This window comes from Streptomyces sp. NBC_00385, assembly GCF_035917155.1.
Classification (GTDB): domain Bacteria; phylum Actinomycetota; class Actinomycetes; order Streptomycetales; family Streptomycetaceae; genus Streptomyces; species Streptomyces poriferorum.
On record NZ_CP107951.1, the window covers coordinates 6,492,903 to 6,514,268 of the forward strand.

The following is a 21,366-nucleotide window of genomic DNA, read 5'->3' on the forward strand; positions in this document are numbered from 1 at the left end:
TCACCGGGGCCCGGGCGTCCGGGGAACATCAGCCGCGTACCGGAAGCCCGGCCAGCAGCTCGCCCACGATCGTCGACCCGCGCAGCGTCAGCACCGACTCCGGGTGGAACTGCACCGACGCGAAGCCGTCCCCGCGCAGCGCGTGCAGTTCCCCGGTCGCCGGGTCCAGGCTCGCCTCGATGCCGTGCGCCGCCAGTTCGGTGGCCGCCGCGTCGTCGCAGCGCGCCGTGAAGCTGTTGTAGAAGCCGACCGTCTCCGGGCGGCCGAACAGATCGATCCTGGTCTGCGCGCCCTGGTACGGGACGGTCTTGCGCACGATGTCCAGGCCCAGTTCCGCCGCGATCAGTTCATGCCCCAGGCAGACCCCGAGCAGCCCGTGCCGGTGATCCCGCACGAGCTCCGCGGTCAGCGCGCGCAGCAGCCGCATCTTCGGGTCGGCCGCGTCACACGGGTCCCCGGGGCCGGGGCCCAGCACGACGGGCCCCTCGTGCGCCCGGACGGCCTCGCGCAACCCGGGCTCGTCGTAGCGGCGCACCGACACATCGAGACCCGAGGCGCGCAGCAGATGCCCCAGCATCGAGGTGAACGTGTCCTCGCCGTCGACCACCAGCGCATGACCGGTCAGCGTGTCGGCGCGCTCCTGCATCCGCAGCCAGAACGGTGCCAGCCCGTCGCGCCGGGCATCGAGCGCCGCCCGCACCCGGGGGTCGTCCGCCAGCCGCGGCCTCGCGTCCTTGGCCTTCGGCCGCCCCGGCCGCACCCCCAGCGCGGTCAGCACCCCGGCCGCCTTGGCGTGGGTCTCGGCGACCTCGCTCTCCGCGTCGGAGTGGCGCACCAGCGTCGCCCCGACGGGCACCCGCAGCTCGCCCCCGGCCGAGATGTCGGCGGTCCGGATCAGGATCGGCGAGTCCAGCGTCTGCGTACCGTCGGGCCCCTGCCGCAACAGGGCCAGCGCGCCCGCGTAGTAGCCGCGCCCGCCGGACTCGTACCGCTCGATGACCCGGCAGGCGTTCTGCACGGGGGAGCCGGTGACCGTCGCCGCGAACATCGTCTCCTTCAGGACCTCCCGCACATCCAGTGAGGAGCGGCCGCGCAACTCGTACTCCGTGTGCGCGAGATGGGCCATCTCCTTGAGCCGCGGCCCGATCACCACCCCGCCCATGTCGCCCACCGTGCACATCATCTTGAGCTCCTCGTCGACCACCATGGAGAGCTCCTCGGTCTCCTTGCGGTCGCCGAGGAAGGTCAGCAGGTTCTCGGCGGTGGGCCCCTCGGCGGGGTAGCGGTAGGTGCCGCTGATCGGATTCATCACGACCGTCCCGCCGGACATCCGCACATGCACCTCGGGGCTCGCGCCGACCAAGGTCCTGTCCCCGGTGTGCACGACGAACGTCCAGTACGCACCCCGCTCGCCCGCCAGCAGCCGCCGGAACAGGGCCAGCGCGTCCGCCCGGCCGAAGCCCGGGATCTCGCCCCGGAAGGTCCGCCGGATGACGAAGTTCGCGCCCTCGCCCCGCCCGATCTCGTCCTCGATGACCCGCCGCACGGTGCCCGCGTACTCCTCGTCGGACACGTCGAAAGCGCCGCCCTCGACCCGCACCGCGTGGGCGGGGAGCGCGTCCAGGGTGTCGTCGAGGGGCAGTTCGTACGTCTCGTCCGCGACCAGCACGGTCAGCGGTGTGCCGTCGTCGCGGACGTCGAAGCCGCGCTCGGCGATCTGCCGGAACGGCACCAGGGCCAGGGTGGGTTGTTCACCCACCGGGAGGTCGGCGAGCCGGTCGGCCTCGTGGACCCGCCCGATCAGCACCTCGACGGTGTCGTGGTCGTGGCCGGGGGTGCGCCTGCGCAGCAGGGCGAAGGGCGGGCAGTCGTCGCCGAGGAGCCTCTGGACGATCGTGTGCGATGCGGTGTGCGGTGACATCTGCGGTGTTCCTTCCACTGGAATCAGCTGGGAGGAACGGCCCCTGGACATGGGAAAGGCCGCCCCTCGGGCGGCCTCTGCGTCGTTGTGTACGCGCGATCAGTGGGCCGCCGGATGAGCGGTCCACCACCAGTTACGGGTCGAGTGCGCGAACATGCCCGAACCATAACCCATGTCGCACGCACGAAGGGGCCCGTTCCGCCCGATGGGCGCAACGGACCCCTTCACCGGTCCGGTCCGAAGACGATCAGACCAGCGTGTTGTAGATACCCCAGCCGCCGCCGACCTTCGCCATCGGCGCGAACGGCTTCGCCATGTCGCCCGTGGACCGGTAGTACCAGAGCACGCCCGCGCTGTCCCGGGCGATCAGGTCCGGGATGCCGTCACGGTTCAGGTCGCTCGGTCCCAGGAGGTCCTTGAAGACCCCCCAGCCCTTGCCGACCTGGGTGCGCGCGGCGTACGGCACGGTCGGGCTGCCGGTGCCCTTGTAGAGCCACAGCACCCCGGCCGTGTCACGGGCGACCAGGTCCGCCTTGCCGTCGCCGGTCAGGTCACCGGTGGAGACCAGCGTGTTGTAGACACCCCAGCCGCCGCCGACCCGTGCCTTCGTCGCGAACGGCTTCGCCGGGTCGCCGGTGCCCTGGTAGAACCAGAGGACGTTGGAGGCGTCGCGGGCGATCAGATCGCCCTTGCCGTCACCGTTGAGATCGCGGGCGCCCCACATGCCGTTGTAGACACCCCAGCCGCCGCCGACCTTGAGGCGGGCCTTGAACGGCTGGTCCGGGTTGCTGCTGCCCTGGTAGTACCAGAGGTAGCCGCTCGTGTCCCGGGTCACCATGTCGCCCGTGCCGTCGGCCCGCAGGGCCGTCATCGCGGTGATCATGTTGTAGCCCTGCCAGCCCGGACCCACCCGGAAACGGGCGTAGAACGGCGTCGTGGGGCTGCCGGTGCCCTGGTACTGCCAGAGCACACCGGCCGCGTCACGGCCCAGGATGTTGTAGCGGTTCGTGCCCGCGTCCGGCGCGACGCTCGTGCTCGTCTGGACGTCGCTCGCCTTCACCCACGCCATGCGGTGGTTGTAGCGGATCGGGAGGTAGCCGGTGGTGCCCACGACGTTCTTCTGGGCGGAGCCGAACCAGTCGTCGCCCTTCACCTCCGGGCCGGCCTTCACGTATGCCTGGCCGGCGGGGAGCGTGTACTTCGTCAGGTAGTCCGGGTTGTCCGTCGGGGCCTCCAGGCCCGCGGCGGTGTAGGCAGCGGTCTCCGGGTAGGAACGCCCGTAGATCCGGACCGTCACCCCGGCCTTGGCCTTCACCAGGCTGGGCGAGGAGGCGAGCGGCACGGTGTACTGGCCGCCGGGGTTGTAGAACCAGGCCTTCTTCCCGCCGTACCAGATCGCGGTCCAGTTGGTCCGCGCCTCGGCGACGACGTAACTACTGCCCGCGCGGACCTTGTTGCCCCAGTTCGAGCCCTCGCTCCACAGAGCCGTGAAGTAGGGGTCGCTCAGCGTGGTCGCGGTGGTCGACGGCGAGGTGTAGAGGTAGCCGAAGTTGACCGGCTGTGCAGTGACCGGTTTGGTGTCGGCCGTCAGCTTCAACTGGTTGGCCGTGGTGAACGGCGGCACCACCCGAACGACCTGACCCGCCTGGACAGGGCCACCGGCGCCACCGGCACCCGTCGGAGCGCCCATCAGGCCCATGAAGTGGTTCCAGTCCCAGAACGGTCCCGGGTCCCAGTGGGCATCCGAGCTGTACTCGTCGAGCTGTACAGGCACATCGTCGTGTCCGATGATGTGCTCGCGGTCCAGCGGAATGCCGTACTTGTCCGCCAGGAACTTCACCAGAGCCGCGGTGGACTCGTACTGTGACTCGCTGTACCAGCTGCCCTCCTTGATGGCGTAGCCCTCATGCTCCACGCCGATGGTGTGCATGTTCAGGCTCCAGTTGCCCGCGTGCCACGCCAGGTCCTTGTTCTCGACCAGCTGGGTGACCAGACCGTCCGAGGCGCGGACGAGGTAGTGCGCGCTCACGCCCGATTCCGCGCTCGTGAGCGTGTTGAGCGAGGTCGCGTAGTCGCCCTCGGTGTCGTGGATCACGATCTGCCGGATGTCGACGCCCTGCGCGGGCCGCACGGCGGGCGTGTAACTGCGCCTGCCCGTGCTCGACGTCTTCGAGGGAACGAACTTGCAGTTCAGGTCCGACGGACATTCGGGCGTCGGCACCGCCGCGGTGCTCGCGAAGCTCGCGGCGAGCGGCACGTTCGACGGCTTGACCGGCACGATGGAGGGGGCGGCCGGAAGCGTGACCACCTGGCCGTCCTGAGTGACGGCCCGCTCGCCGGTCCTGATCGACTCGAAGACGCGCTGCGCGAAGAGGTCGGCACCCTTCTTGTCCGGCGACTGGCTGAAGCGCGCCACGGCGGGATACCAGTGGGCCGCGTCGTCGGGCAGCGAGTCCGTCGCCTCGCGCTGGTACGCGGCGAGCAGCGCCGCGCCCGCGCGGATGCTCTCCTCGGTGTCGTCGCGGACCTCATCCGTGCCGGAGTCGATCAGACCGGCGGCCTTGTCCAGGGTGTGCAGTCGCGGATCGTCGGTGTCCACGGTCTTCTTCGGCAGGCCGCGCAGCGCCTTGGCGGCGTCGAAGGTCTTCTCGATCTCCGGCCGGCCGGACATGTTCATGTGCGCCAGACGTTCCTTGTCGTCCGGCTGCTCCACGTCGTCGGGCGACACACTGGTCAGCCCCATCACGTTGTACGCGCCGCTGGTGCTCGGCTCGCCGTCGTGGCTCTCCCAGCGCGTCTGCCGGTACGAGACCGCCATCAGCACGCTCTGCGGTACGTCGAACTCGGACGCCGCGTCCGCGAACTGCTTCTGCAGCTCGGCGGAGGCCGGAACCGACTTCCCGTCGGTGGTCGCGGTGTCCTGCGAGGCCATGGCCAGAGTGCCGATGGTCGCCGTCGCGACGACCGCGGCGCCGACTCCGTACAGCAAGCGTCTCTTCTTGAGGTCCCTGCGGTGATTCCGCTTCAAAGCCCCACCCCTGTGGTCCACTTGTTCAATTCTGAAAGACGTGAGGCTAGCAGGCCCGACTGTGCTCCCCGTCACTGACCGTGCCGTGTGTCCGTCTCATCCGTTGGGCACCCGGAATAACAGTGGACGCGACCCCGTAATGTGGGAGCCGTGACCGTGAACGCCAATACCTCCGTCGCCGGTGGCCACACCTGGCGAGACCTTCCCGCGGCGCAGCAGCCCGAGTACCCCGACTCCGAGGCCCTGCGCGATGTACTCGCGGACCTCGCGTCGTATCCGCCGCTCGTCTTCGCCGGCGAGTGCGACCAGCTGCGTGCCCGCATGGGAGCCGTCGCCAAGGGCGAGGCGTTCCTGCTGCAGGGCGGTGACTGCGCCGAGGCCTTCGACGCCGTGTCGGCCGAGCACATCCGCGCCAAGCTGAAGACGCTGCTCCAGATGAGCGCCGTCCTCACCTACGCGGCCTCCGTGCCCGTCGTCAAGGTCGGCCGGATCGCCGGGCAGTACTCCAAGCCGCGCTCCAAGCCGACCGAGACCCGCGACGGTGTGACGCTGCCGACCTACCGCGGCGACTCCGTCAACGGCTTCGCCTTCACCGAGGCCGAGCGCGTCCCGGACCCGGAGCGGCTGAAGCGGATGTACCACGCATCCGCCTCCACGCTGAACCTCGTCCGCGCCTTCACCACCGGTGGTTACGCGGACCTGCGCCAGGTGCACGCCTGGAACCAGGACTTCGTGAAGTCGTCCCCGTCCGGTCAGCGCTACGAGGCCCTGGCCCGCGAGATCGACAACGCGCTGAACTTCATGAAGGCGTGCGGTACGGACCCGGCGGAGTTCAAGGCCGTCGAGTTCTACGCCTCGCACGAGGCCCTGCTGCTGGACTACGAGTCGGCGCTGACCCGCGTCGACTCGCGGACCGGCCAGCTGTACGACACCTCGGCCCACATGGTGTGGATCGGTGAGCGCACCCGCCAGATGGACGGCGCGCACATCGAGTTCGCCTCCAAGATCCGCAACCCCATCGGCATCAAGCTCGGCCCGACGTCCACCGTCGACGAGGCCCTCGGCTACATCGAGCGCCTCGACCCCGAGCGCGAGCCCGGCCGGCTGACCTTCGTCGTCCGGATGGGCGCCGACAAGGTCCGCGACAAGCTCCCCGAGCTGGTCGAGAAGGTCACCGCCTCCGGCGCGACCGTGGCCTGGGTGACCGACCCGATGCACGGCAACACCTTCGAGGCCGCGTCCGGCCACAAGACCCGTCGCTTCGACGACGTCCTGGACGAGGTCAAGGGCTTCTTCGAGGTGCACAAGGGCCTCGGCACGCACCCGGGCGGTATCCACGTCGAGCTCACCGGTGACGATGTCACCGAGTGCGTCGGCGGCGGCCACGAGATCTTCGTGGACGACCTCCACCAGCGTTACGAGACGGCCTGCGACCCGCGGCTCAACCGCAGCCAGTCGCTGGACCTCGCGTTCCTGGTCGCCGAGATGTACCGGGACCAGTAACCGGGACCGGCGGGCGTCACCGAACGCAACGCACGTACGACTGTGGGGCACGGATCCATGTGATCCGTGCCCCACAGGGCGTTCCGGGACTTTTACCGGCCTTGAGCGCCGGGTAAGGTTAGGTTAGCCTCACCGATTATCGGGGCGGCACCCACGATCCATCCCGCCGGGAGGTGAACCGCATGTACGTCTGCTCGTGCTTCGGCGTTACGGAGCAGCAGGTCAAGAAGCATGCGGAAGACGGCGCCTGCACGCCCCGCCAGATAGCCTCCGCCTGCAAGGCGGGGACCGACTGCGGCAGCTGCGTCCGCACGATCCAGGCCATGCTCGGCCGCGGCTCCTGCCCGCGGCGTGACCTGCTCGACCAGAAGCTGACGCCCGGCACCGCGGACCGTGTCACGGCCGGCGCCGCTCCCGATGCCGATCAGCGCATCGCCTCCGGCGCCGGCCCCGTTTCCGCGCCGGTCGCTCTGCCCGACGCCGCCTGAGCCGTAGCCGCCCGGCATCCGCGCGGACCCCCCGCTCCCGTCAGCTGTCGGGCTGCTCGATCAGCTGGGCGATGTAGAGCGGCTCACCGAGCTTCTCGACCAGCTCCAGCTGGGTGTCGAGATAGTCGATGTGGTGTTCCTCGTCCGCCAGGATCGACTCAAAGATATTTGCGGACGTGATGTCGCCCTTGGTGCGCATGAGCTCGATACCGCGCTTGAGGCGGTCGATCGCCTCCACCTCGACCTGACGGTCCGCCTGGAACATCTCGGTGACCGTCTGGCCCACACGTACATGGAAGAGCCGCTGGTAGTTCGGCAGTCCGTCCAGGAAAAGGATGCGGTCCGTCAGGATCTCGGCGTGCTTCATCTCGTCGAAGGACTCGGAGCGCGTGTACTTCGCGAGCTTCGTCCAGCCGAAGTTGTCCTGCATCTTTGCATGCAAGAAGTACTGATTGATGGCAGTCAATTCGGCGGTCAGCTGTTCGTTCAGGAACTCGAGGACCTCGGGGTCGCCCTGCATCGCAGAGGCTCCTTCCAACCGGTGAACTGGGCAAGATGGCCGCATCCTCGCATCGCACCCGGTGGTCGTCCAGTAAGTGCATGCTTAGTAGGAGTTGCCCGAATCGCCTCTGCCCTGGTCATGACCACCCCTGCCTGTCTGTCACCATGGAGTCATGGGTCAGCCGGAAAGCCGGGAACACCGCGCATCAGAGCAGTCCGAGCTTCCGCCGGGACAGCGACTGCAGCGTGGGTGGCCGGTTACCCACTACGGGCCGGTGCCCAAGTTCAAGCCCGACCGCTGGGAGTTCCGCGTCTTCGGCGCCACGGCCGACGGTGAGAAGCACTGCTGGAACCATCAGGAGTTCTCCGCGCTGCCGTTCTCCTCGGTCGTCGCCGATCTGCACTGCGTGACCAAGTTCAGCATGCTCGGCGCCGAGTGGGGCGGCGTTCTCGCCCGTGACGTCGTGGCGCTGGCGCCCCCGGCGCCGCAGGTCACCCATGTGATGGTCTGGGCCGAGTACGGCTTCAGCTCGAACCTCCGGCTCGACGACTTCACCTCCGAGCGTGCCCTGTTCGCCACCCACAAGGGCGGCGAACTGCTCACCGCCGAACACGGCTTCCCGCTCCGGCTCGTCGTGCCGCATCTGTACGCCTGGAAGGGCCCCAAGTGGGTCCGGGGCATCGAGTACATGAGCGCCGACCGCCGCGGCTTCTGGGAGGAGCGCGGCTACCACAACATCGGCGACCCGTGGAAGGAACAGCGCTACTCCTATCAGGAGGAGCCCGGGGACGGCCCCGAGCTCTGATCCGGCTGTTCCTCCCGTAGCGCCTCAGTGGTGGTACCGGTGCACCACCGCGTGCCCCTTGCCGCGCCCGATCATCCACTTGTTCACCGGTGTGGTGACGACGAAGGCGACGGCGAGCGAGATCGCGAGGGCACTCCAGAACAGGACGTCCGAGAGCATGGCGTCCATGGCGCCCGGCCACAGGACGATCACCCCGTTGTCGATCAGTTCCATCACCGCGATGGAGAGCGTGTCGGCTGCGAGCGCGATCCGGAACGCCGTCCTGAAGTCGACGCCCGACCTCAGGACGGACCGCAGCGTCAGCGAGTAGCCGAAGAAGAACGCCAGGACGATCGCGAGGGCCATCGTCGGCATGTTGCCCCAGCCGAGCGCCGTGCCGATCACCATGCCGAGGATCTCGCCGATGGCGCATCCGGTGAGACAGTGGAGCGTGGCTCGCGCCGCCATCGACCAGCTCGCGCCGCCTGATCCGTGGCCGGAGTGTTCGGAGTGGTTGGTGTGACCGGCGTGGCTGGGGTGACCGGTGTGCTGTGCGTGATCTTCGTGATCTGCGTGGCCTTGCATGGTGAACCCCCAATGCCGAGGAGCGGTTCCTGCCGACAGCAAGAACCATATACCCCCATGGGGTATTCCTCGGCAGATGTCCCGCCCGGTCAGCCCAGGCCGCGCAGCTCCTTCAGCCGGGCCACGTCCGCCGCGTGGCCCTCCTTGCCGCCCGGTGTCTCGATGACCAGCGGAACGCCCTCGGTGGCCGGGTGGGAGAACAGCTCCCGGAACGGCTCCTCGCCGATGTGGCCGGCCCCGATGTTCTCGTGCCGGTCCTTGTGTGCCCCGGCCACGTCCTTGGAGTCATTGGCGTGGATCAGCTTCAGCCGGCCCTCGCCGACCGTCTCCACCAGCAGGTCCAGGGTCTCCTTCATGCCGGCCGGACCGGCCAGGTCGTGTCCGGCCGCGAAGATGTGACAGGTGTCGAGGCAGACACCGAGCTTCGGATGGGCGCCGAGCGCGTCGAAGTACGGGCCGAAGTCCCAGGTCCGTGAGCAGAGCGAGAAACCCTGTCCCGCGGTCGACTCCAGCAGCAGGAACGGGTCGTCGTCGTGCGTCAGCTCGTCCAGCAGCGGCCGCATGTGGGTGCGCACCTGCGCCAGTGCCTCCTCCCGCGGCCGGCCGTTGGTCGCCGACCCGGTGTGCACCACGACGCCCAGGGCGCCGATCTCGCGCGCCCGGCGCAGGGAGTGGCGCAGGGACTCCACGGACCGCTCCACGGTCGCCGGGGTGTGCGAGCCGAAGTTGATCAGATACGGGGCGTGGACGTACGCGGGCAGTGACTCGGCGGCGCACTCGGTACGGAACAGCTCGTCCTGCACCGGGTTGCCGGCCGGGGTCGCCCAGCCGCGCGGATTGGCCACGAAGACCTGGACGGCCTCCGCGCCCATCTCGCGTGCGTAGGACAGGCCGACCTTGGAGAGGCCGCCGGCCACCGGGATGTGGCCGCCGACAGGGTTGCGCATACGGATCTACAGTCCCTTGGTCTTGATGGTGATGGTGCTGCCCTCGGGGGCCTGGTCGCCGCCGTCGACGGACTGGCTCTCGATGGTGTCGCTGAAGGAGAGGAACGGGCGGTCGACCTTGACCTCGAAGCCCGCGTCCTCCAGCTCGCCGCGGGCGTCGTCGACGTCCTTCCCGGTGACGTCAGGGACGTCGATCATCTGCGGGCCCTTGGAGACCGTGAGCGTGATGGTGTCGCCCTCCGCCGCCTCGGCGCCCTCCTCGAGCGACTGGCGGGCGACGTTGCCCTCGTCCTCCGGTGAGTTGACCCGGCCGGGCGCGACGACGACCTGGAGGCCGGCGTCCTCCAGCTCCGCCGTGGCGTCGTCGACCGACTGGCCGGTGACATCGGGGACGTCGACCGGGCTGCCCTTGGAGACCACGATCGCGACCGCGGAGTCCGGGTGGCGCTCGGCCCCCGCCTCGGGATCCGTACGCACCACCTCGCCCGCGGCCACGTCGTCGTCGAACTCCTTGGTGGTCATGCCGGGCACGAGGCCCTTCTTCTCGAGCTGGCGCCTGGCCTCGGACAGCTTGAGGCCCTGGACATCGGGCACGGTCACGATCTCGGGCCCGCGCGAGACGACCAGCGACACCGAGTCGTTGCCCCGGATCCGGGCACCCTGCTTCGGGTCGCTGCTGATCACCGTGCCGCGGTCGACGGTGTCGCTGTAGGCCCGCCGGACCCCCTTCAGCTCCAGACCGCTGTCCGCGAGCCGCTTCTCGGCCGCCTTCTGGCTCTGGCCCAGCAGCGAGGGGACCCGGGTGAACTGCCCGGAGTTGATGTACCAGACACCACCGCCGACCCCCAGGACCAGCAGTACGGCGACGACGGCCGCGATGACACCGCGCGGCGGCCTCCGGCGGTCCGTCCCCGCGCGCCGGGACGGCGGCTGCGGGGGTGACTGCGGCGGCATCTCCAGCCGGCTCGTGTGGTGGGCGGTGCCCTGGTCCGGCGGCAGCACCCGCGGGATCACGCTCGTGCGGTCCTCCGCGCCGTCACGCGTCCCGGTCAGGGCCTGCGGCGGCACGGCGTCCAGCTGTGCGTCGGTGAGGCCGGAGCGGGCCCGGCGGGACTCGGCGAGCAGCGCCACCGCGTCGAACGGACGGACCTCGGGGTCGCGGGCGGTGGCGCTCGCGACCAGCCCGTCGAGCTCGGCCGCGAGCCCCGGGACGACGGCCGAGGGGGCCGGGACGTCCTCGTTGAGGTGCTGGTAGATGACCTGGGCGGGGGAGTCCCCGGCGTGCGGCTTGGTGCCCGTCAGCATCTCGTACAGCACGACACCGCACGCGTACACATCGGCGCGGGTGTCCGCGGTGCCGTGCTCGATCTGTTCGGGGGCGAGATACGAGACCGTCCCCAGGATGCTCCCGGTGGTGTTCGTGACCGAGCCCACGGCCCGGACCAGGCCGAAGTCGGCGACCTTGACCCGGCCGTCGTCGCCTATCAGCACGTTCTCCGGCTTCATGTCCCGGTGGACGAAACCCGCCCGGTGCGCGGCGCCCAACGCGGCGAGCACCGGCTCCAGGATGTCCAGCGCGGCCCGCGGCTGGAGGGCGCCCCGCTCGCGCAGTACGTCGCGCAGCGTGCACCCCGCCACGTACTCCATCGCGAGGTAGACGTACTGCCCCTGGGCGCCCTGGTCGAAGACCGCGACCACGTTGGGGTGCGCGAGCCGGGCCACCGACTTGGCCTCGCGGATGAAGCGCTCGACGAACGAGGCGTCGGCCGCGAGGGCCGGGTGCATCACCTTGAGGGCGAGCACCCGGTCGAGCCGGGTGTCGATGGCCCGGTAGACCGTGGCCATGCCGCCCACGGCGATGCGGGCATCGACGCGGTAGCGGCCGTCGAGCAGCTGCCCGACGAGAGGGTCCTGGAGGGTCGTATCCACGCAGCCGAGTCTACGAGCCGCCGCGGACACGGCCGACTGGCCGGAGCGATCCCGGGGCCCAACTGCAGCCGAGCCGTGACAGGGACACGCGATCGGCGGCCGGGGAGCGGGCGTGGCCCGGGATCGGGACGTGTCGTGACAGGGACATGAGATCCACCACATGGACCGCCCGGGCCCCGGAATCAGAACGCCGGCCGCTCCGGATCCAGCACGGCCCGGCCCGCCACCGGCGACGAGGCCTCGGCGAAGTGGCGGCGGGGGATCCGCCCCGCGCGGTACGCGAGCCGCCCGCCCTCCACCGCATGGCGCATCGCGGCCGCCATCAGCTCGGGCTCCTGGGCCCGGGTCACCGCCGACGCCAGCATCACGGCCGCACACCCCAGCTCCATGGCCAGCGCCGCGTCCGAAGCCGTCCCGGCGCCCGCGTCCAGGATCACCGGCACCCGCGCCCGCTCGACGATCAGCTGGAAGTTGTGCGGATTGCGGATGCCCAGGCCGGAGCCGATGGGGGAGCCGAGCGGCATGACCGCCGCACATCCCACGTCCTCCAGCTTCCGGGCCAGCACCGGGTCGTCGTTCGTGTACGGCAGCACGGTGAAACCGTCGTCCACCAGCGTCTCCGCGGCGTCCAGCAGCTCGACGGGGTCCGGCAGCAGGGTGCGCTCGTCCGCCACCACCTCCAGCTTGACCCAGTCGGTGCCGAGCGCCTCGCGGGCGAGCCTGGCGGTGAGCACGGCCTCGCCCGCCGTGAAGCAGCCCGCCGTGTTCGGCAGCACGCGGATGGAGAGCCGCTCCAGCACGGAGAGCACGGAGCCCTGCACGGTCGGGTCGAGCCGGCGCATCGCGACAGTGGTCAGCTCGGTGCCGGAGGCGGTCAGGGACCGCTCCAGCACGTCGAGGCTGGGCGCCCCGCCCGTTCCCATGATCAGCCGGGAGCCGAAAACGGTGTCCCCGAGGGTGAAGACGTCGTCGGACATGGTCAGCCTCCCTGGACCGCGGTGAGGACCTCGACCCGGTCGCCTTCGGCGAGCGTGGCCGCGGGCCACCGGCCACGCGGTACGACGGTCTCGTTCAGGGCGGCCGCGACGCCCGAGGGCGCACCGGTCAGCGAGGCGACCAGGGTCTCCAGCGTGGTGCCGGGAGCGACTGCGACGGCCTCGCCGTTCACGGAGACTGCCAGGGGGACGGAGAGAGATACGGGCTCGGTCATGCGGGCTGCTCCTGACGTACGGGGGCGGCGGGTGAGAAACGGCCTGGGGAGAAGGGGCGTGCCACCTCGGGCAGATCGCCTTCGGCCAGCAGCTGTGCCATCGCGTCCCCGGTGACGGGGGTGAGCAGCACCCCGTTGCGATGGTGGCCGGTGGCGAGGTGGAGGCCGGGCAGCGCGGTGCGGCCCAGCAGCGGGGCGTTGTCGGGGGAGGCGGGGCGCAGACCGGCGAGGGTCTCGGTGAGCGGCAGTTCGGTGATGCCGGGCATCAGCTCGTGCGCGTCGCGCAGCAGCTCGTACACACCGCCCGCCGTGACGGTGGTGTCCCAGCCCATCTCCTCGCTGGTGGCGCCGATGACCAGTTCGCCGTTCTCGCGCGGTACGAGATAGACGTGGCTGCCCCGGACCACGGCCCGCACGGTGCGGGAGAGGAAGGGCGCGTACGCGGGGGGCACGGCCAGTCGCAGCACCTGGCCCTTCACCGGGCGGACCGGGGGCAGGACGTGCTCGGGAACCCCCGCGAGCCGGCCGCTGAGGCTGCCCGCGGCGAGCACGACCTGATCGGCGACCGGCTGCGTACCGTCGGCCAGCACGGCTCCGACGGCCCGGCCGCCCGTGACCGTGAGCCGCTCGGCCCGCTGGCGGTGGAAGACGACCCCGGCCCGTTCGCACGCCGCCACCAGCGCGGCGGCCAGCCGTCGCGGGTCGACCTGGTGGTCGCCGTCGACCCGCAGCCCGCCGCGTACGCCGGGTGCGAGCATCGGCTCCAGGCGGCGGCACTCACGTCCGGTGAGCCACTCCGAGTCCAGTCCCGAGCGGCGTTGCAGGGCGTGGAGTTCGCGCAGATGGGCGCGGTCGTCGGCGTCGAGCGCGACGGCCAGGGTGCCGCAGGCGTGGAAGCCGATGTCCTGGCCGCTCGCCGCCTCCAGCTCGGCCGCGAACGCCGGATAGCGTGCGGCGGAGGCGACGTTGAGGCCGAGCAGCATCTCCTCGCCGTAGTGGAGCTCGGTGACGGCGGCCAGCATCCCGGCCGCGACCTGGGCGGCGCCGCCGCCCGGTGCGGGATCGGCGACCGCGGTGGCCAGGCCGCGCTGAGCGGCCCGCCAGGCGGTGACCAGGCCGATGATGCCGCCCCCGATGACGAGGACGTCGGACCCGTTCGTCCGGTGCGTACGCATGGGCGTCCAGCCCCTCCCTTCGCCGGCATGACCCGGATCAGGTTCGTACGGTCGGAGGCCGTCCAGCCTCCCTCTCAGCCCGGTGCGTCCGGGCTCCCGCGAGTGATGTGCACGGCCACCCTAAACCCCTGGCCCGCGCCCCCGGCAAGGGAGCCGCCGGTGCCGTGAACGCGGGCCGGGGCGAGGCGATCCGGCGGTCGTGTCACGGGAACCACCTTCCTGACGATCCGTCAGGTGTTTAAGGTGGACGGGTGGACGAGCAGACCGGACAGCAGCAGACAGGGCCGCGGCGCCGCCGCCGCGTAGTGATCGCCGGAGCGGGCATGGCGGGCGTGCAGACCGCCGTGGCCCTGCGGGAACAGGGCTTCACCGGCCCCGTCACACTGATCGGCGCCGAACCCCATCAGCCGTACGACCGGCCCCCGCTGTCGAAGGCGGTCCTCCTCGGCAAGGCCGAGGACTCGGCCTTCGACATCGACTTCGAGGCGCTGGACATCACCCTGCGGCTCGGCCTGGACGTGACGGCGCTGCGCGCGGCCGACCACGAACTGGACACCCCGGACGGACCCGTCCCCTACGACGTCCTGGTCGTCGCCACCGGCGCCGAGCCCCTGGTGCTGCCCGGATCCGAGGGCGTCCAGGGCGTCCACCTCCTGCGCACCCTGGACGACGCCGCCCGGCTGCGGCCGGTCCTGGAACGGCAGCACGACGTCGTGGTCGTCGGCGCGGGCTGGATCGGCGCCGAGTTCGCCACCGCCGCCCGCGCGGCCGGCTGCGCGGTCACCGTCGTCGAGGCCGCCGGCCGCCCCCTCGCCGGCGCACTGCCCGCCGAGGTCGCCGCCCCCATGACCGGCTGGTACGCCGAGAGCGGCGCCGCGCTCCTCACCGGCGCCCGGGTCGCCCGCATCGAACCCGGCCGCGTGGTCCTGGCCGACGGCCGCACCCTTCCGGCGGACGCGGTCGTCGTCGGTGTCGGTGCCCGGCCCGCGACCGGCTGGCTCGCCGGATCCGGGATCGAGCTCGGCCCGGACCGGTCGGTGACCGCCGACGCGTCGCTGCGCACCTCGCTCCCCGACGTGTACGCGGTCGGGGACTGCGCCTCCTTCCCCTCGGCCCGCTACGGCGAGCGCCTGCTCGTCCACCACTGGGACAACGCCCTCCAGGGCCCCCGTACCGTCGCCGCCGCCATCACCGCCCCGGAGGGCGAGGGGCAGCCCCCGGTCTACGACCCCGTGCCCTACTTCTGGTCCGAGCAGTTCGGCCGCTTCGTCCAGTACGCGGGCCACCACACGGAGGGCGACACCCTGGTGTGGCGCGGCGATCCGGCCGGGCCGTCGTGGACGGTGTGCTGGCTGCGCGAGGGCGTGCTCGTCGCCGTACTGGCGGTCGGCCGTCCGCGCGATCTGGCGCAGGGGCGCAAACTAGTCGAATCGGGGGCGGAACTCAGCCCGGACCGGGTCGCCGACCCCTCCGTGCCCCTGAAAGCGGCCACGCTCTGACGGCCCGGCCGGCCCCCGTGCGGTCGGCCCGGGTACCGACTGTCGGTCCGGGATGGCACGCTTGTCCCCGTGACCGAGATTGACGCAAAGATCGATGCTCTCGTCCCCGCCTGGCTCCACCTTCCCGACATCGCCGAAATGTTCGGTGTCGAGGTGACGCGTGTACGCCAGCTGGTCAAGGAGGGCCAGCTCATCGCCGTACGACGTGGTGAGAACCGGGCGCTCCAGGTGCCTGCCGCCTTCATCGACGGCGACAAGGTGGTCAAGGGCCTTTCGGGGACCCTGACGCTCCTGAGGGACGACGGCTACTCCGACGCGGAGATGCTGGAATGGCTCTTCACCCCCGACCCGAGCCTGCCGGGCACGCCCGCGCAGGCGCTGAGTGAGAATCGCGGCACGGAGGTGAAGCGCCGCGCCCAGGCGCTCGCAGTCTGATCCGCCGCCGCACAGGGAATGCGGGCCGCTAGGGCCTGTCGTCGAACTGCCGTCTGCCGCGCGACGCCATGCACGCACTCTCGCCGCACCGGCCCCAGGCCCCGGTACGTCCAGTACAGGGACCTGGAGCCGGCACGCCGAGAGCACGCACCTGACGCCGCGCTGCCGCCCTTCGGGCGACGACGGCAGTCTGACGACGGGCCCTGGGCGCGGCCCGCGTCCCGCGCGGCACCACCGAACCGACCGACATCTGTCCTTCCCCGGGGGGAACCGCACCATGTCCACGCCTCGCGCGCTGCTGTCCGACGCCCGGCTCTACCTGTGCACGGACGCCCGCCGGCGCCAGGGTGACCTTCCCGCGTTCCTCGACGCGGTCCTGACCAGCGGCGTGGACATCATCCAGCTGCGCGACAAGGGCATGGAAGCGGCCGAGGAGCTCGAACACCTCGCGCTCTTCGCCGACGCCTGCAAGCGCCACGGCAAACTCCTCGCGGTCAACGACCGGGCCGACGTCGCCCATGCCATCGGCTCCGATGTGCTGCACCTGGGCCAGGGCGACCTGCCGGTCCCGGCCGCCCGCGCGATCATCGGCCAGGACGTGGTCATCGGCCGCTCCACGCACGCCGAGTCCGAGGTCGACGCGGCCGTCGCCGAGTCCGGCGTCGACTACTTCTGCACCGGCCCCTGCTGGCCCACCCCGACCAAGCCAGGCCGGTACGCCCCGGGGCTGGACCTCGTCCGCTACGCCGCCTCGCTCGCCCCCGCCCGTCCGTGGTTCGCCATCGGCGGGATCGACGCGGGCAACCTCGACGAGGTGCTGGACGCCGGAGCGCGCCGGGTCGTCGTCGTGCGGGCCATCACCGAGGCATCCGATCCGGCTGCCGCGGCCGCATCGCTGGCGGGAAGGATCCGGGACCGCGCCGGCGAGTGACCGGGCGGGCGGAGGGGCCACTTCGGGACAGGAGTGTCCGAAGCGTGGACAAAGATCGGGCAATCAAGCCAAATCGCCCCAGTTCGGTTGGGAGCCCGCCGCGCCCTGGTTAACCTGCCGGTATGGCCCTTGGCACACCCTCCACCAGGACAGATCACGCGCGCACTGTGCGTGAGATGCTCGCGACCGGCAAGACCTCGTACTCGTTCGAGTTCTGGGCGCCCAAGACCGAGAAGGGCGAGCGGAACCTCTGGAACGCGCTGCGCCGGGTCGAGGCGGTGGGACCGAGCTTCGTCTCCGTGACGTACGGGGCCGGCGGATCCACCCGGGCCGGGACGGTGAAGGCGACCCAGGACATCGCCGCCGAGTCCACGCTCACGCCGGTCGCGCACCTCACGGCGGTCAACCACTCCATCGCCGAACTGCGCAACATGGTGGGGCAGTACGCGGACGCCGGTATCCGGAACATCCTCGCCGTGCGCGGCGACCCGCCGGGCGACCCGATGGGCCCGTGGGTCGAGCACCCGCAGGGCGTGCGCTACGCGGCGGACCTCGTCCGGCTGATCAAGGAATCCGGCGATTTCTGTGTCGGCGTCGCGGCATTCCCCGAACGGCATCCGCGCTCCGCCGACTGGGACACCGACATCCGGCATTTCGTGGACAAGTGCCGCGCCGGTGCGGACTATGCGATCACGCAGATGTTCTTCGATCCGGACGCCTATCTCCGGATGCGTGACCGGGTGGTCGCTGCGGGTTGCGAAACCCCGATCATCCCCGAAGTGATGCCCCTGACGAGCGTCCGGCAATTGGAGAGATTCGCGCAGCTCAGCAACGCGACGCTGCCCGCGGACCTGAAAGAACGGATCCTCGCCGCCAAGGACGATCCCGCCGCTGTACGCTCCATTGGCATCGACTTCGCAACGCGGTTCTGCGCGAAGCTGCTTTCCGAGGGTGTCCCCGGGCTGCACTTCATCACGTTGAACAACTCGACGGCGACGCTCGAAATCTACGAGAATCTCGGACTGCACAAGCAGTCGTGACCGGCCGTACCCGCCGCGACCCGGGGCGGTGGCCGTAGAAGGGGGCGGGCATGGGCTGGACGGTCCTCTACATCGCGTTCGGCATCGTTGCGCTGTGGCTGCTCGGTGAGGTGCTGCTGCAGTACAAGGCACGCCTGCGCTGGCGCCTGCTCGCCTTCACCGGCTTCGCCGGTGTCGTCGTCGGTGTGCTGATGCCGTCCGTGTTCGTCATCGCCCTCGGCGCGATCGCCTTCGCGACCGGCCAGACGTACGTCACGCTCTCCTTCCGTCGCGGCTTCTCGACGGGCTGGGCCATAGGGGGCAGCCCCGGCGAGAGCCGGCGCCGCCGCGGCGCCGTCGCCGACCGCGAACCCACGCTCCAGGTCTCGGACCTGGAGATGGAGTACGACCACGAGGCACCGCAGCAGCCGGAGTCCGCACCGCAGGCCGGACCGGCCGCGGTCTACGCCCCGGAGCCGCTGCCGGACGACACCGGGCAGTACGGCATCTACACCGACCACCGCCCGCAGCAGGGGCAGCACCAGGAACCCCAGCAGCCGCAGTACGCGGCGTACGACCCGTACACCGACCCCGCCGCGTACCCGGCACAGGGCCAGGACACGTACGGCGGCCAGGACACCTACGCGGGAGCCGGTCAGTACGACTACGGCACGGACCAGCAGCAGTACGCCGCGTACTCCGACCCGTACATCGGCACCACCGCGAGCACACCGCAGTACGGCACGTACGGGAACGACGGGGGCTACGACAGCTACGGCGGTGGCCAGCAGTTCGCCGACCCGTACGCCCCGTCCCCGTCGTACGCCTCCGAGACGCCGCCGGGCGGCGTCTGGGTGCCGCAGCAGCGCGAGGGCGAGCAGTACCCGCCGATGCCCCCGGAGCAGCCCGCCCACCCGGCGCCGTACCCGAACGGCTACGACACGGGCTACAACGAGCAGTACCGCTACTGAGGCCGACCGGCCGGGGCCGGTCCCGCGGCCGTCACCGCGACCCGCGGAACCCGTCGCCCTCGACGACGATCCCCGCGACCAGCGCCCCGGACATCCCCGCGTGCGCCGGACCGCCGCCCGGATGCGACCAGCCGCCGGCCAGCAACAGCCCCGGCAGCCGGGTGCGGTTGCCGGCGTGGAGCCAGCCGCCCCCCGCGCCCGCCAGCGCGGGCGCGGGGACCGCGCCGCCCGGCGCACCCGTCTCGGCCTCGGACTCCGCGGGCGTCCGCACCTCCCTGTGCAGGATGCGGTCCCGCAGACCGGGTACCGCCGCCTCCGCGGTGTCGATCAGGATGTCCGCGTACCGCGCCCGCAGCGCCTCGTCCGTCCAGTCCACCGGGCCGTGCGGGGCGACGGTCGCCGTCAGCGTCACGGCCTCATGGGCCTCGTCGGGGCGGGTCGAGGGATCGTCGGGGCGCAGCACCGTCACCGTGGGCTGCGCGGCGAGCCGGCCGCCGGACACCGCCTCGTGCTCCGCCGCCCCGTCCGCCGGATGCACGAGCGTGCGGTGCACGGCGTCCGCGGACCGCGCGCCGCGCAGCGACAGCAGGACCATGAACCGGCCCGTCGGCGCACAGCCCTGCGGCCGGGGCTGCACCGTCACGTCACCGTCCTGCCAGAGCTCCTGAGCGGGCATCAGGCCCGGGTGCGGCCGGACCCCCAGCACCACGTGAGCCGCCTCCGCGACCGTGCCGTCCGTCAGCTCCACGCCGGCCGCCCGGCCGTCCCTCTCCAGGACCCGGGCCACCTCCGCGCCGAGGACGAACTCCACCTTCCGGGCCAGACACCGCTCGTACACGGCCTGCGCGAGCGCCCGCATGCCGCCGGAGACGTACCAGCTGCCGAAGGTCTCCTCCATGTACGGCAGCAGGGCCGTGCTCGCCGGGGCACGCCGCGGATCGAGCCCGTACGACAGCGCGTACCCGTCCAGCAGGGCGGCCAGCCGGGGATCCGCCAGCTCCCAGGACCCGATCTCCGCCACCGTGCCGGCCCGGAGGGAGGGGCGCAGCAGCCGCCGCCGCACGGGCGCCGGATACGGATCGCGGGTCAGAACCTGCCAGTCGGGGCGCAGGGGTTCCTCCAGCAGCGGCCGCCTCGACCGGTCCCACGCCTCCCGGGCCCGGTCGAGGAACGCCCCCCAGCTCCCGCCCGCGCCTTCGCCGAGCGCGGCGTCCAGGGCCGCGACGACGCCGGCCCGCGAGGCGTTCGGCAGGGACACGTCCGTGCCGTCCGCGAAGACATGACGGCTCGCCGGATCGACCTGGGACAGGGTGACGCACCGCTCCAGCGGCTCCTTGCCGGTCTTCACGAACAGGTCGCGGTAGACGGCCGGAAGATGGAGCAGACCGGGGCCCGTGTCGAACGCGAAGCCGTGCAGGGCATGGCGGCCGACCGATCCGCCGAATGTCTCCGACCGCTCGTACACCGTCACCCGGTGGCCCGCCACTGCCAGCCGCGCCGCCGCCGACATCGCGCCCAAGCCGGCGCCGATCACCGCAATACGTGCCATGCCGGCGACTCTAACGGCCGCTGCCGACAGCTCAGCCGTCAGGCCGGTGGGAGACGGTCTCCGCCAGGTGTTTCTCTTCGCGCCGCTGTGCTCTGCGGCGCAGGAACCGGCGGATCCGGGAGGCCAGGAAGACCAGTATCACCAGGCCGAGCACCAGCAGCGTCGCGGCGATGGAGGCCGCGATCCACGGATGGAATATGGCGAAGGTGACGACCCCGGCGACCCCGAGGTCCTCGGCGATGCTCACCGCGATGTTGCTGAAGGGTTCGGGGGAGGTGTTGACCGCCATCCTGGTGCCCGCCTTCACCAGATGGCTCATCAGCGCGGTGGACCCGCCGATGGCCCCCGCGGCGAGTTCCGGCAGTGAACCGCTCTCGCCCGCGAGCAGCGCCGCCACGACCGCCCCGGCGAGCGGCCTGATGACGGTGTGCGCCGTGTCCCAGACCGAGTCCACGTACGGGATCTTGTCCGCCACCACCTCGCACAGGAAGAGCACGCCGGCCACGACGAGGACATCGGTGCGCTGCAGCGAGGCCGGCACCTCGTCGGTGACACCGGTCGCGCCGAAGACACCGAGGAGGAGGACCACCGCATAGGCGTTGATCCCGCTCGCCCAGCCACTCGTGAACACCAGGGGGAGTACGGACACGGGGGTGATCGTAACCAGGTGGTGTACGGGTGCGGGAGGGCGCAGGTGCGCACGGCTGAGTACCCGTACCTAGGACATGAGATGAGTAGGGGCGCGGATGGGGCGCGACCTGCGGGGACGGCAGAGTGGGGACCACGGAAGGGGCGCTGCGCCGGTACCGCCGGCACGGGGCGGCGGAGCGGGCGCGGCTCTCCTTTCCGAACGGGGGTGCACGGCGGAGGACTCGGGGCCACGGGGGAAC

Annotated in this window: 20 protein-coding genes and 1 riboswitch; of the genes, 8 read left to right on the plus strand and 12 right to left on the minus strand. The window is 71.3% G+C overall.

What is annotated here, in order from left to right; translation table 11 throughout:
• Positions 1 to 28: 28 nt before the first annotated feature.
• The 3 genes from OG959_RS28980 to OG959_RS28985 all read right to left on the minus strand — a co-directional run bounded on the left by OG959_RS28980 (position 29) and on the right by OG959_RS28985 (position 4,853).
• Positions 29 to 1,921, minus strand: a complete 1,893-nt coding sequence (locus OG959_RS28980) for an anthranilate synthase family protein (protein WP_326663193.1) — start codon at positions 1,919 to 1,921, stop codon at positions 29 to 31.
• A gap of 99 nt (positions 1,922 to 2,020) precedes the next feature.
• Positions 2,021 to 2,095: a trp operon leader peptide gene (locus OG959_RS38770; RefSeq protein ID WP_219572129.1), complete on the minus strand. Its 75-nt coding sequence runs from the start codon at positions 2,093 to 2,095 to the stop codon at positions 2,021 to 2,023.
• Between the two features lie 73 nt (positions 2,096 to 2,168).
• Complete coding sequence (locus OG959_RS28985; RefSeq protein ID WP_442805759.1) at positions 2,169 to 4,853, minus strand: N-acetylmuramoyl-L-alanine amidase; 2,685 nt, start codon at positions 4,851 to 4,853, stop codon at positions 2,169 to 2,171.
• Positions 4,854 to 5,105: 252 nt separating this feature from the next.
• On the opposite strand from OG959_RS28985, the gene OG959_RS28990 reads away from it, so the two are divergent.
• The gene (locus OG959_RS28990; protein ID WP_326663197.1) at positions 5,106 to 6,452 is read left to right on the plus strand and encodes a class II 3-deoxy-7-phosphoheptulonate synthase; all 1,347 of its coding nucleotides are present in this window, start codon (positions 5,106 to 5,108) and stop codon (positions 6,450 to 6,452) included.
• Between the two features lie 182 nt (positions 6,453 to 6,634).
• Entirely contained in the window at positions 6,635 to 6,940 is a 306-nt protein-coding gene (locus tag OG959_RS28995; protein WP_326663198.1) for a (2Fe-2S)-binding protein, read from the plus strand.
• A 40-nt stretch (positions 6,941 to 6,980) separates the two neighbouring features.
• Here the strand turns inward: OG959_RS28995 and bfr are convergent, their stop codons facing one another.
• Complete coding sequence (bfr, locus tag OG959_RS29000; RefSeq protein WP_326663200.1) at positions 6,981 to 7,460, minus strand: bacterioferritin; 480 nt, start codon at positions 7,458 to 7,460, stop codon at positions 6,981 to 6,983.
• A gap of 154 nt (positions 7,461 to 7,614) precedes the next feature.
• Here bfr and OG959_RS29005 point away from each other — a divergent pair, with 154 nt between their 5' ends.
• Positions 7,615 to 8,247, plus strand: a complete 633-nt coding sequence (locus tag OG959_RS29005) for a sulfite oxidase-like oxidoreductase (RefSeq protein ID WP_148017714.1) — start codon at positions 7,615 to 7,617, stop codon at positions 8,245 to 8,247.
• 24 nt (positions 8,248 to 8,271) lie between these two features.
• Here OG959_RS29005 and OG959_RS29010 read toward each other — a convergent pair whose 3' ends face one another.
• The 6 genes from OG959_RS29010 to thiO all read right to left on the minus strand — a co-directional run bounded on the left by OG959_RS29010 (position 8,272) and on the right by thiO (position 14,072).
• Positions 8,272 to 8,811, minus strand: a complete 540-nt coding sequence (locus OG959_RS29010; protein ID WP_326663203.1) for a DUF4396 domain-containing protein — start codon at positions 8,809 to 8,811, stop codon at positions 8,272 to 8,274.
• A gap of 89 nt (positions 8,812 to 8,900) precedes the next feature.
• On the minus strand, positions 8,901 to 9,758 hold the full coding sequence (locus tag OG959_RS29015) for a deoxyribonuclease IV (protein WP_326663205.1): 858 nt from the start codon (positions 9,756 to 9,758) through the stop codon (positions 8,901 to 8,903).
• A gap of 6 nt (positions 9,759 to 9,764) precedes the next feature.
• On the minus strand, positions 9,765 to 11,687 hold the full coding sequence (pknB, locus tag OG959_RS29020; protein WP_326663207.1) for a Stk1 family PASTA domain-containing Ser/Thr kinase: 1,923 nt from the start codon (positions 11,685 to 11,687) through the stop codon (positions 9,765 to 9,767).
• Between the two features lie 182 nt (positions 11,688 to 11,869).
• Positions 11,870 to 12,664 (minus strand): thiazole synthase, encoded by a 795-nt coding sequence (locus OG959_RS29025; protein ID WP_326663209.1) that lies wholly within the window; start codon positions 12,662 to 12,664, stop codon positions 11,870 to 11,872.
• A 2-nt stretch (positions 12,665 to 12,666) separates the two neighbouring features.
• Positions 12,667 to 12,897 carry a sulfur carrier protein ThiS gene (gene thiS / locus OG959_RS29030; RefSeq protein WP_326663211.1) on the minus strand — a complete coding sequence of 77 codons (231 nt, stop codon included), beginning with the start codon at positions 12,895 to 12,897 and terminating at the stop codon, positions 12,667 to 12,669.
• Positions 12,894 to 14,072, minus strand: a complete 1,179-nt coding sequence (gene thiO / locus OG959_RS29035; protein ID WP_326663212.1) for a glycine oxidase ThiO — start codon at positions 14,070 to 14,072, stop codon at positions 12,894 to 12,896. Before thiO ends, thiS begins: the two co-directional genes overlap by 4 nt.
• Positions 14,070 to 14,182: riboswitch (TPP riboswitch) on the minus strand. Its footprint overlaps the gene before it by 3 nt.
• Positions 14,183 to 14,395: 213 nt before the next feature.
• On the opposite strand from thiO, the gene OG959_RS29040 reads away from it, so the two are divergent.
• From OG959_RS29040 to OG959_RS29060, 5 genes are all read left to right on the plus strand, one after another.
• Positions 14,396 to 15,571, plus strand: coding sequence for an NAD(P)/FAD-dependent oxidoreductase (locus tag OG959_RS29040; RefSeq protein WP_326666669.1), 1,176 nt, complete (start codon positions 14,396 to 14,398; stop codon positions 15,569 to 15,571).
• 69 nt (positions 15,572 to 15,640) lie between these two features.
• Positions 15,641 to 16,006: an Rv2175c family DNA-binding protein gene (locus tag OG959_RS29045; RefSeq protein WP_148017721.1), complete on the plus strand. Its 366-nt coding sequence runs from the start codon at positions 15,641 to 15,643 to the stop codon at positions 16,004 to 16,006.
• 277 nt (positions 16,007 to 16,283) lie between these two features.
• Positions 16,284 to 16,937 (plus strand): thiamine phosphate synthase, encoded by a 654-nt coding sequence (thiE, locus tag OG959_RS29050; protein WP_326663215.1) that lies wholly within the window; start codon positions 16,284 to 16,286, stop codon positions 16,935 to 16,937.
• 122 nt (positions 16,938 to 17,059) lie between these two features.
• The gene (gene metF, locus OG959_RS29055; protein ID WP_326663217.1) at positions 17,060 to 17,977 is read left to right on the plus strand and encodes a methylenetetrahydrofolate reductase [NAD(P)H]; all 918 of its coding nucleotides are present in this window, start codon (positions 17,060 to 17,062) and stop codon (positions 17,975 to 17,977) included.
• Positions 17,978 to 18,027: 50 nt separating this feature from the next.
• Positions 18,028 to 18,927 (plus strand): hypothetical protein, encoded by a 900-nt coding sequence (locus OG959_RS29060; protein WP_326663219.1) that lies wholly within the window; start codon positions 18,028 to 18,030, stop codon positions 18,925 to 18,927.
• A 31-nt stretch (positions 18,928 to 18,958) separates the two neighbouring features.
• Here the strand turns inward: OG959_RS29060 and OG959_RS29065 are convergent, their stop codons facing one another.
• The gene (locus OG959_RS29065) at positions 18,959 to 20,476 is read right to left on the minus strand and encodes a phytoene desaturase family protein (RefSeq protein ID WP_326663221.1); all 1,518 of its coding nucleotides are present in this window, start codon (positions 20,474 to 20,476) and stop codon (positions 18,959 to 18,961) included.
• Positions 20,477 to 20,507: 31 nt separating this feature from the next.
• A complete protein-coding gene (locus tag OG959_RS29070) occupies positions 20,508 to 21,125 on the minus strand; it encodes a DUF4126 domain-containing protein (protein ID WP_326663223.1) in 618 nt (205 codons plus the stop codon).
• Positions 21,126 to 21,366: the final 241 nt, after the last annotated feature.

Bases quoted from the DNA above. Each gene is read 5' to 3' on its own strand.
- thiO (WP_326663212.1), bottom strand. From the start codon at position 14,072: ATGCGTACGCACCGGACGAACGGGTCCGACGTCCTCGTCATCGGGGGC.
- OG959_RS29005 (WP_148017714.1), top strand. From the start codon at position 7,615: ATGGGTCAGCCGGAAAGCCGGGAACACCGCGCATCAGAGCAGTCCGAG.
- OG959_RS29010 (WP_326663203.1), bottom strand. From the start codon at position 8,811: ATGCAAGGCCACGCAGATCACGAAGATCACGCACAGCACACCGGTCAC.
- OG959_RS29060 (WP_326663219.1), top strand. From the start codon at position 18,028: ATGGGCTGGACGGTCCTCTACATCGCGTTCGGCATCGTTGCGCTGTGG.
- OG959_RS28985 (WP_442805759.1), bottom strand. From the start codon at position 4,853: ATGGCCTCGCAGGACACCGCGACCACCGACGGGAAGTCGGTTCCGGCC.
- thiE (WP_326663215.1), top strand. From the start codon at position 16,284: ATGTCCACGCCTCGCGCGCTGCTGTCCGACGCCCGGCTCTACCTGTGC.
- OG959_RS28995 (WP_326663198.1), top strand. From the start codon at position 6,635: ATGTACGTCTGCTCGTGCTTCGGCGTTACGGAGCAGCAGGTCAAGAAG.
- metF (WP_326663217.1), top strand. From the start codon at position 17,060: ATGGCCCTTGGCACACCCTCCACCAGGACAGATCACGCGCGCACTGTG.
- OG959_RS29015 (WP_326663205.1), bottom strand. From the start codon at position 9,758: ATGCGCAACCCTGTCGGCGGCCACATCCCGGTGGCCGGCGGCCTCTCC.
- bfr (WP_326663200.1), bottom strand. From the start codon at position 7,460: ATGCAGGGCGACCCCGAGGTCCTCGAGTTCCTGAACGAACAGCTGACC.
- OG959_RS29065 (WP_326663221.1), bottom strand. From the start codon at position 20,476: ATGGCACGTATTGCGGTGATCGGCGCCGGCTTGGGCGCGATGTCGGCG.
- OG959_RS29025 (WP_326663209.1), bottom strand. From the start codon at position 12,664: ATGTCCGACGACGTCTTCACCCTCGGGGACACCGTTTTCGGCTCCCGG.
- OG959_RS28980 (WP_326663193.1), bottom strand. From the start codon at position 1,921: ATGTCACCGCACACCGCATCGCACACGATCGTCCAGAGGCTCCTCGGC.
- thiS (WP_326663211.1), bottom strand. From the start codon at position 12,897: ATGACCGAGCCCGTATCTCTCTCCGTCCCCCTGGCAGTCTCCGTGAAC.
- OG959_RS29040 (WP_326666669.1), top strand. From the start codon at position 14,396: ATGGCGGGCGTGCAGACCGCCGTGGCCCTGCGGGAACAGGGCTTCACC.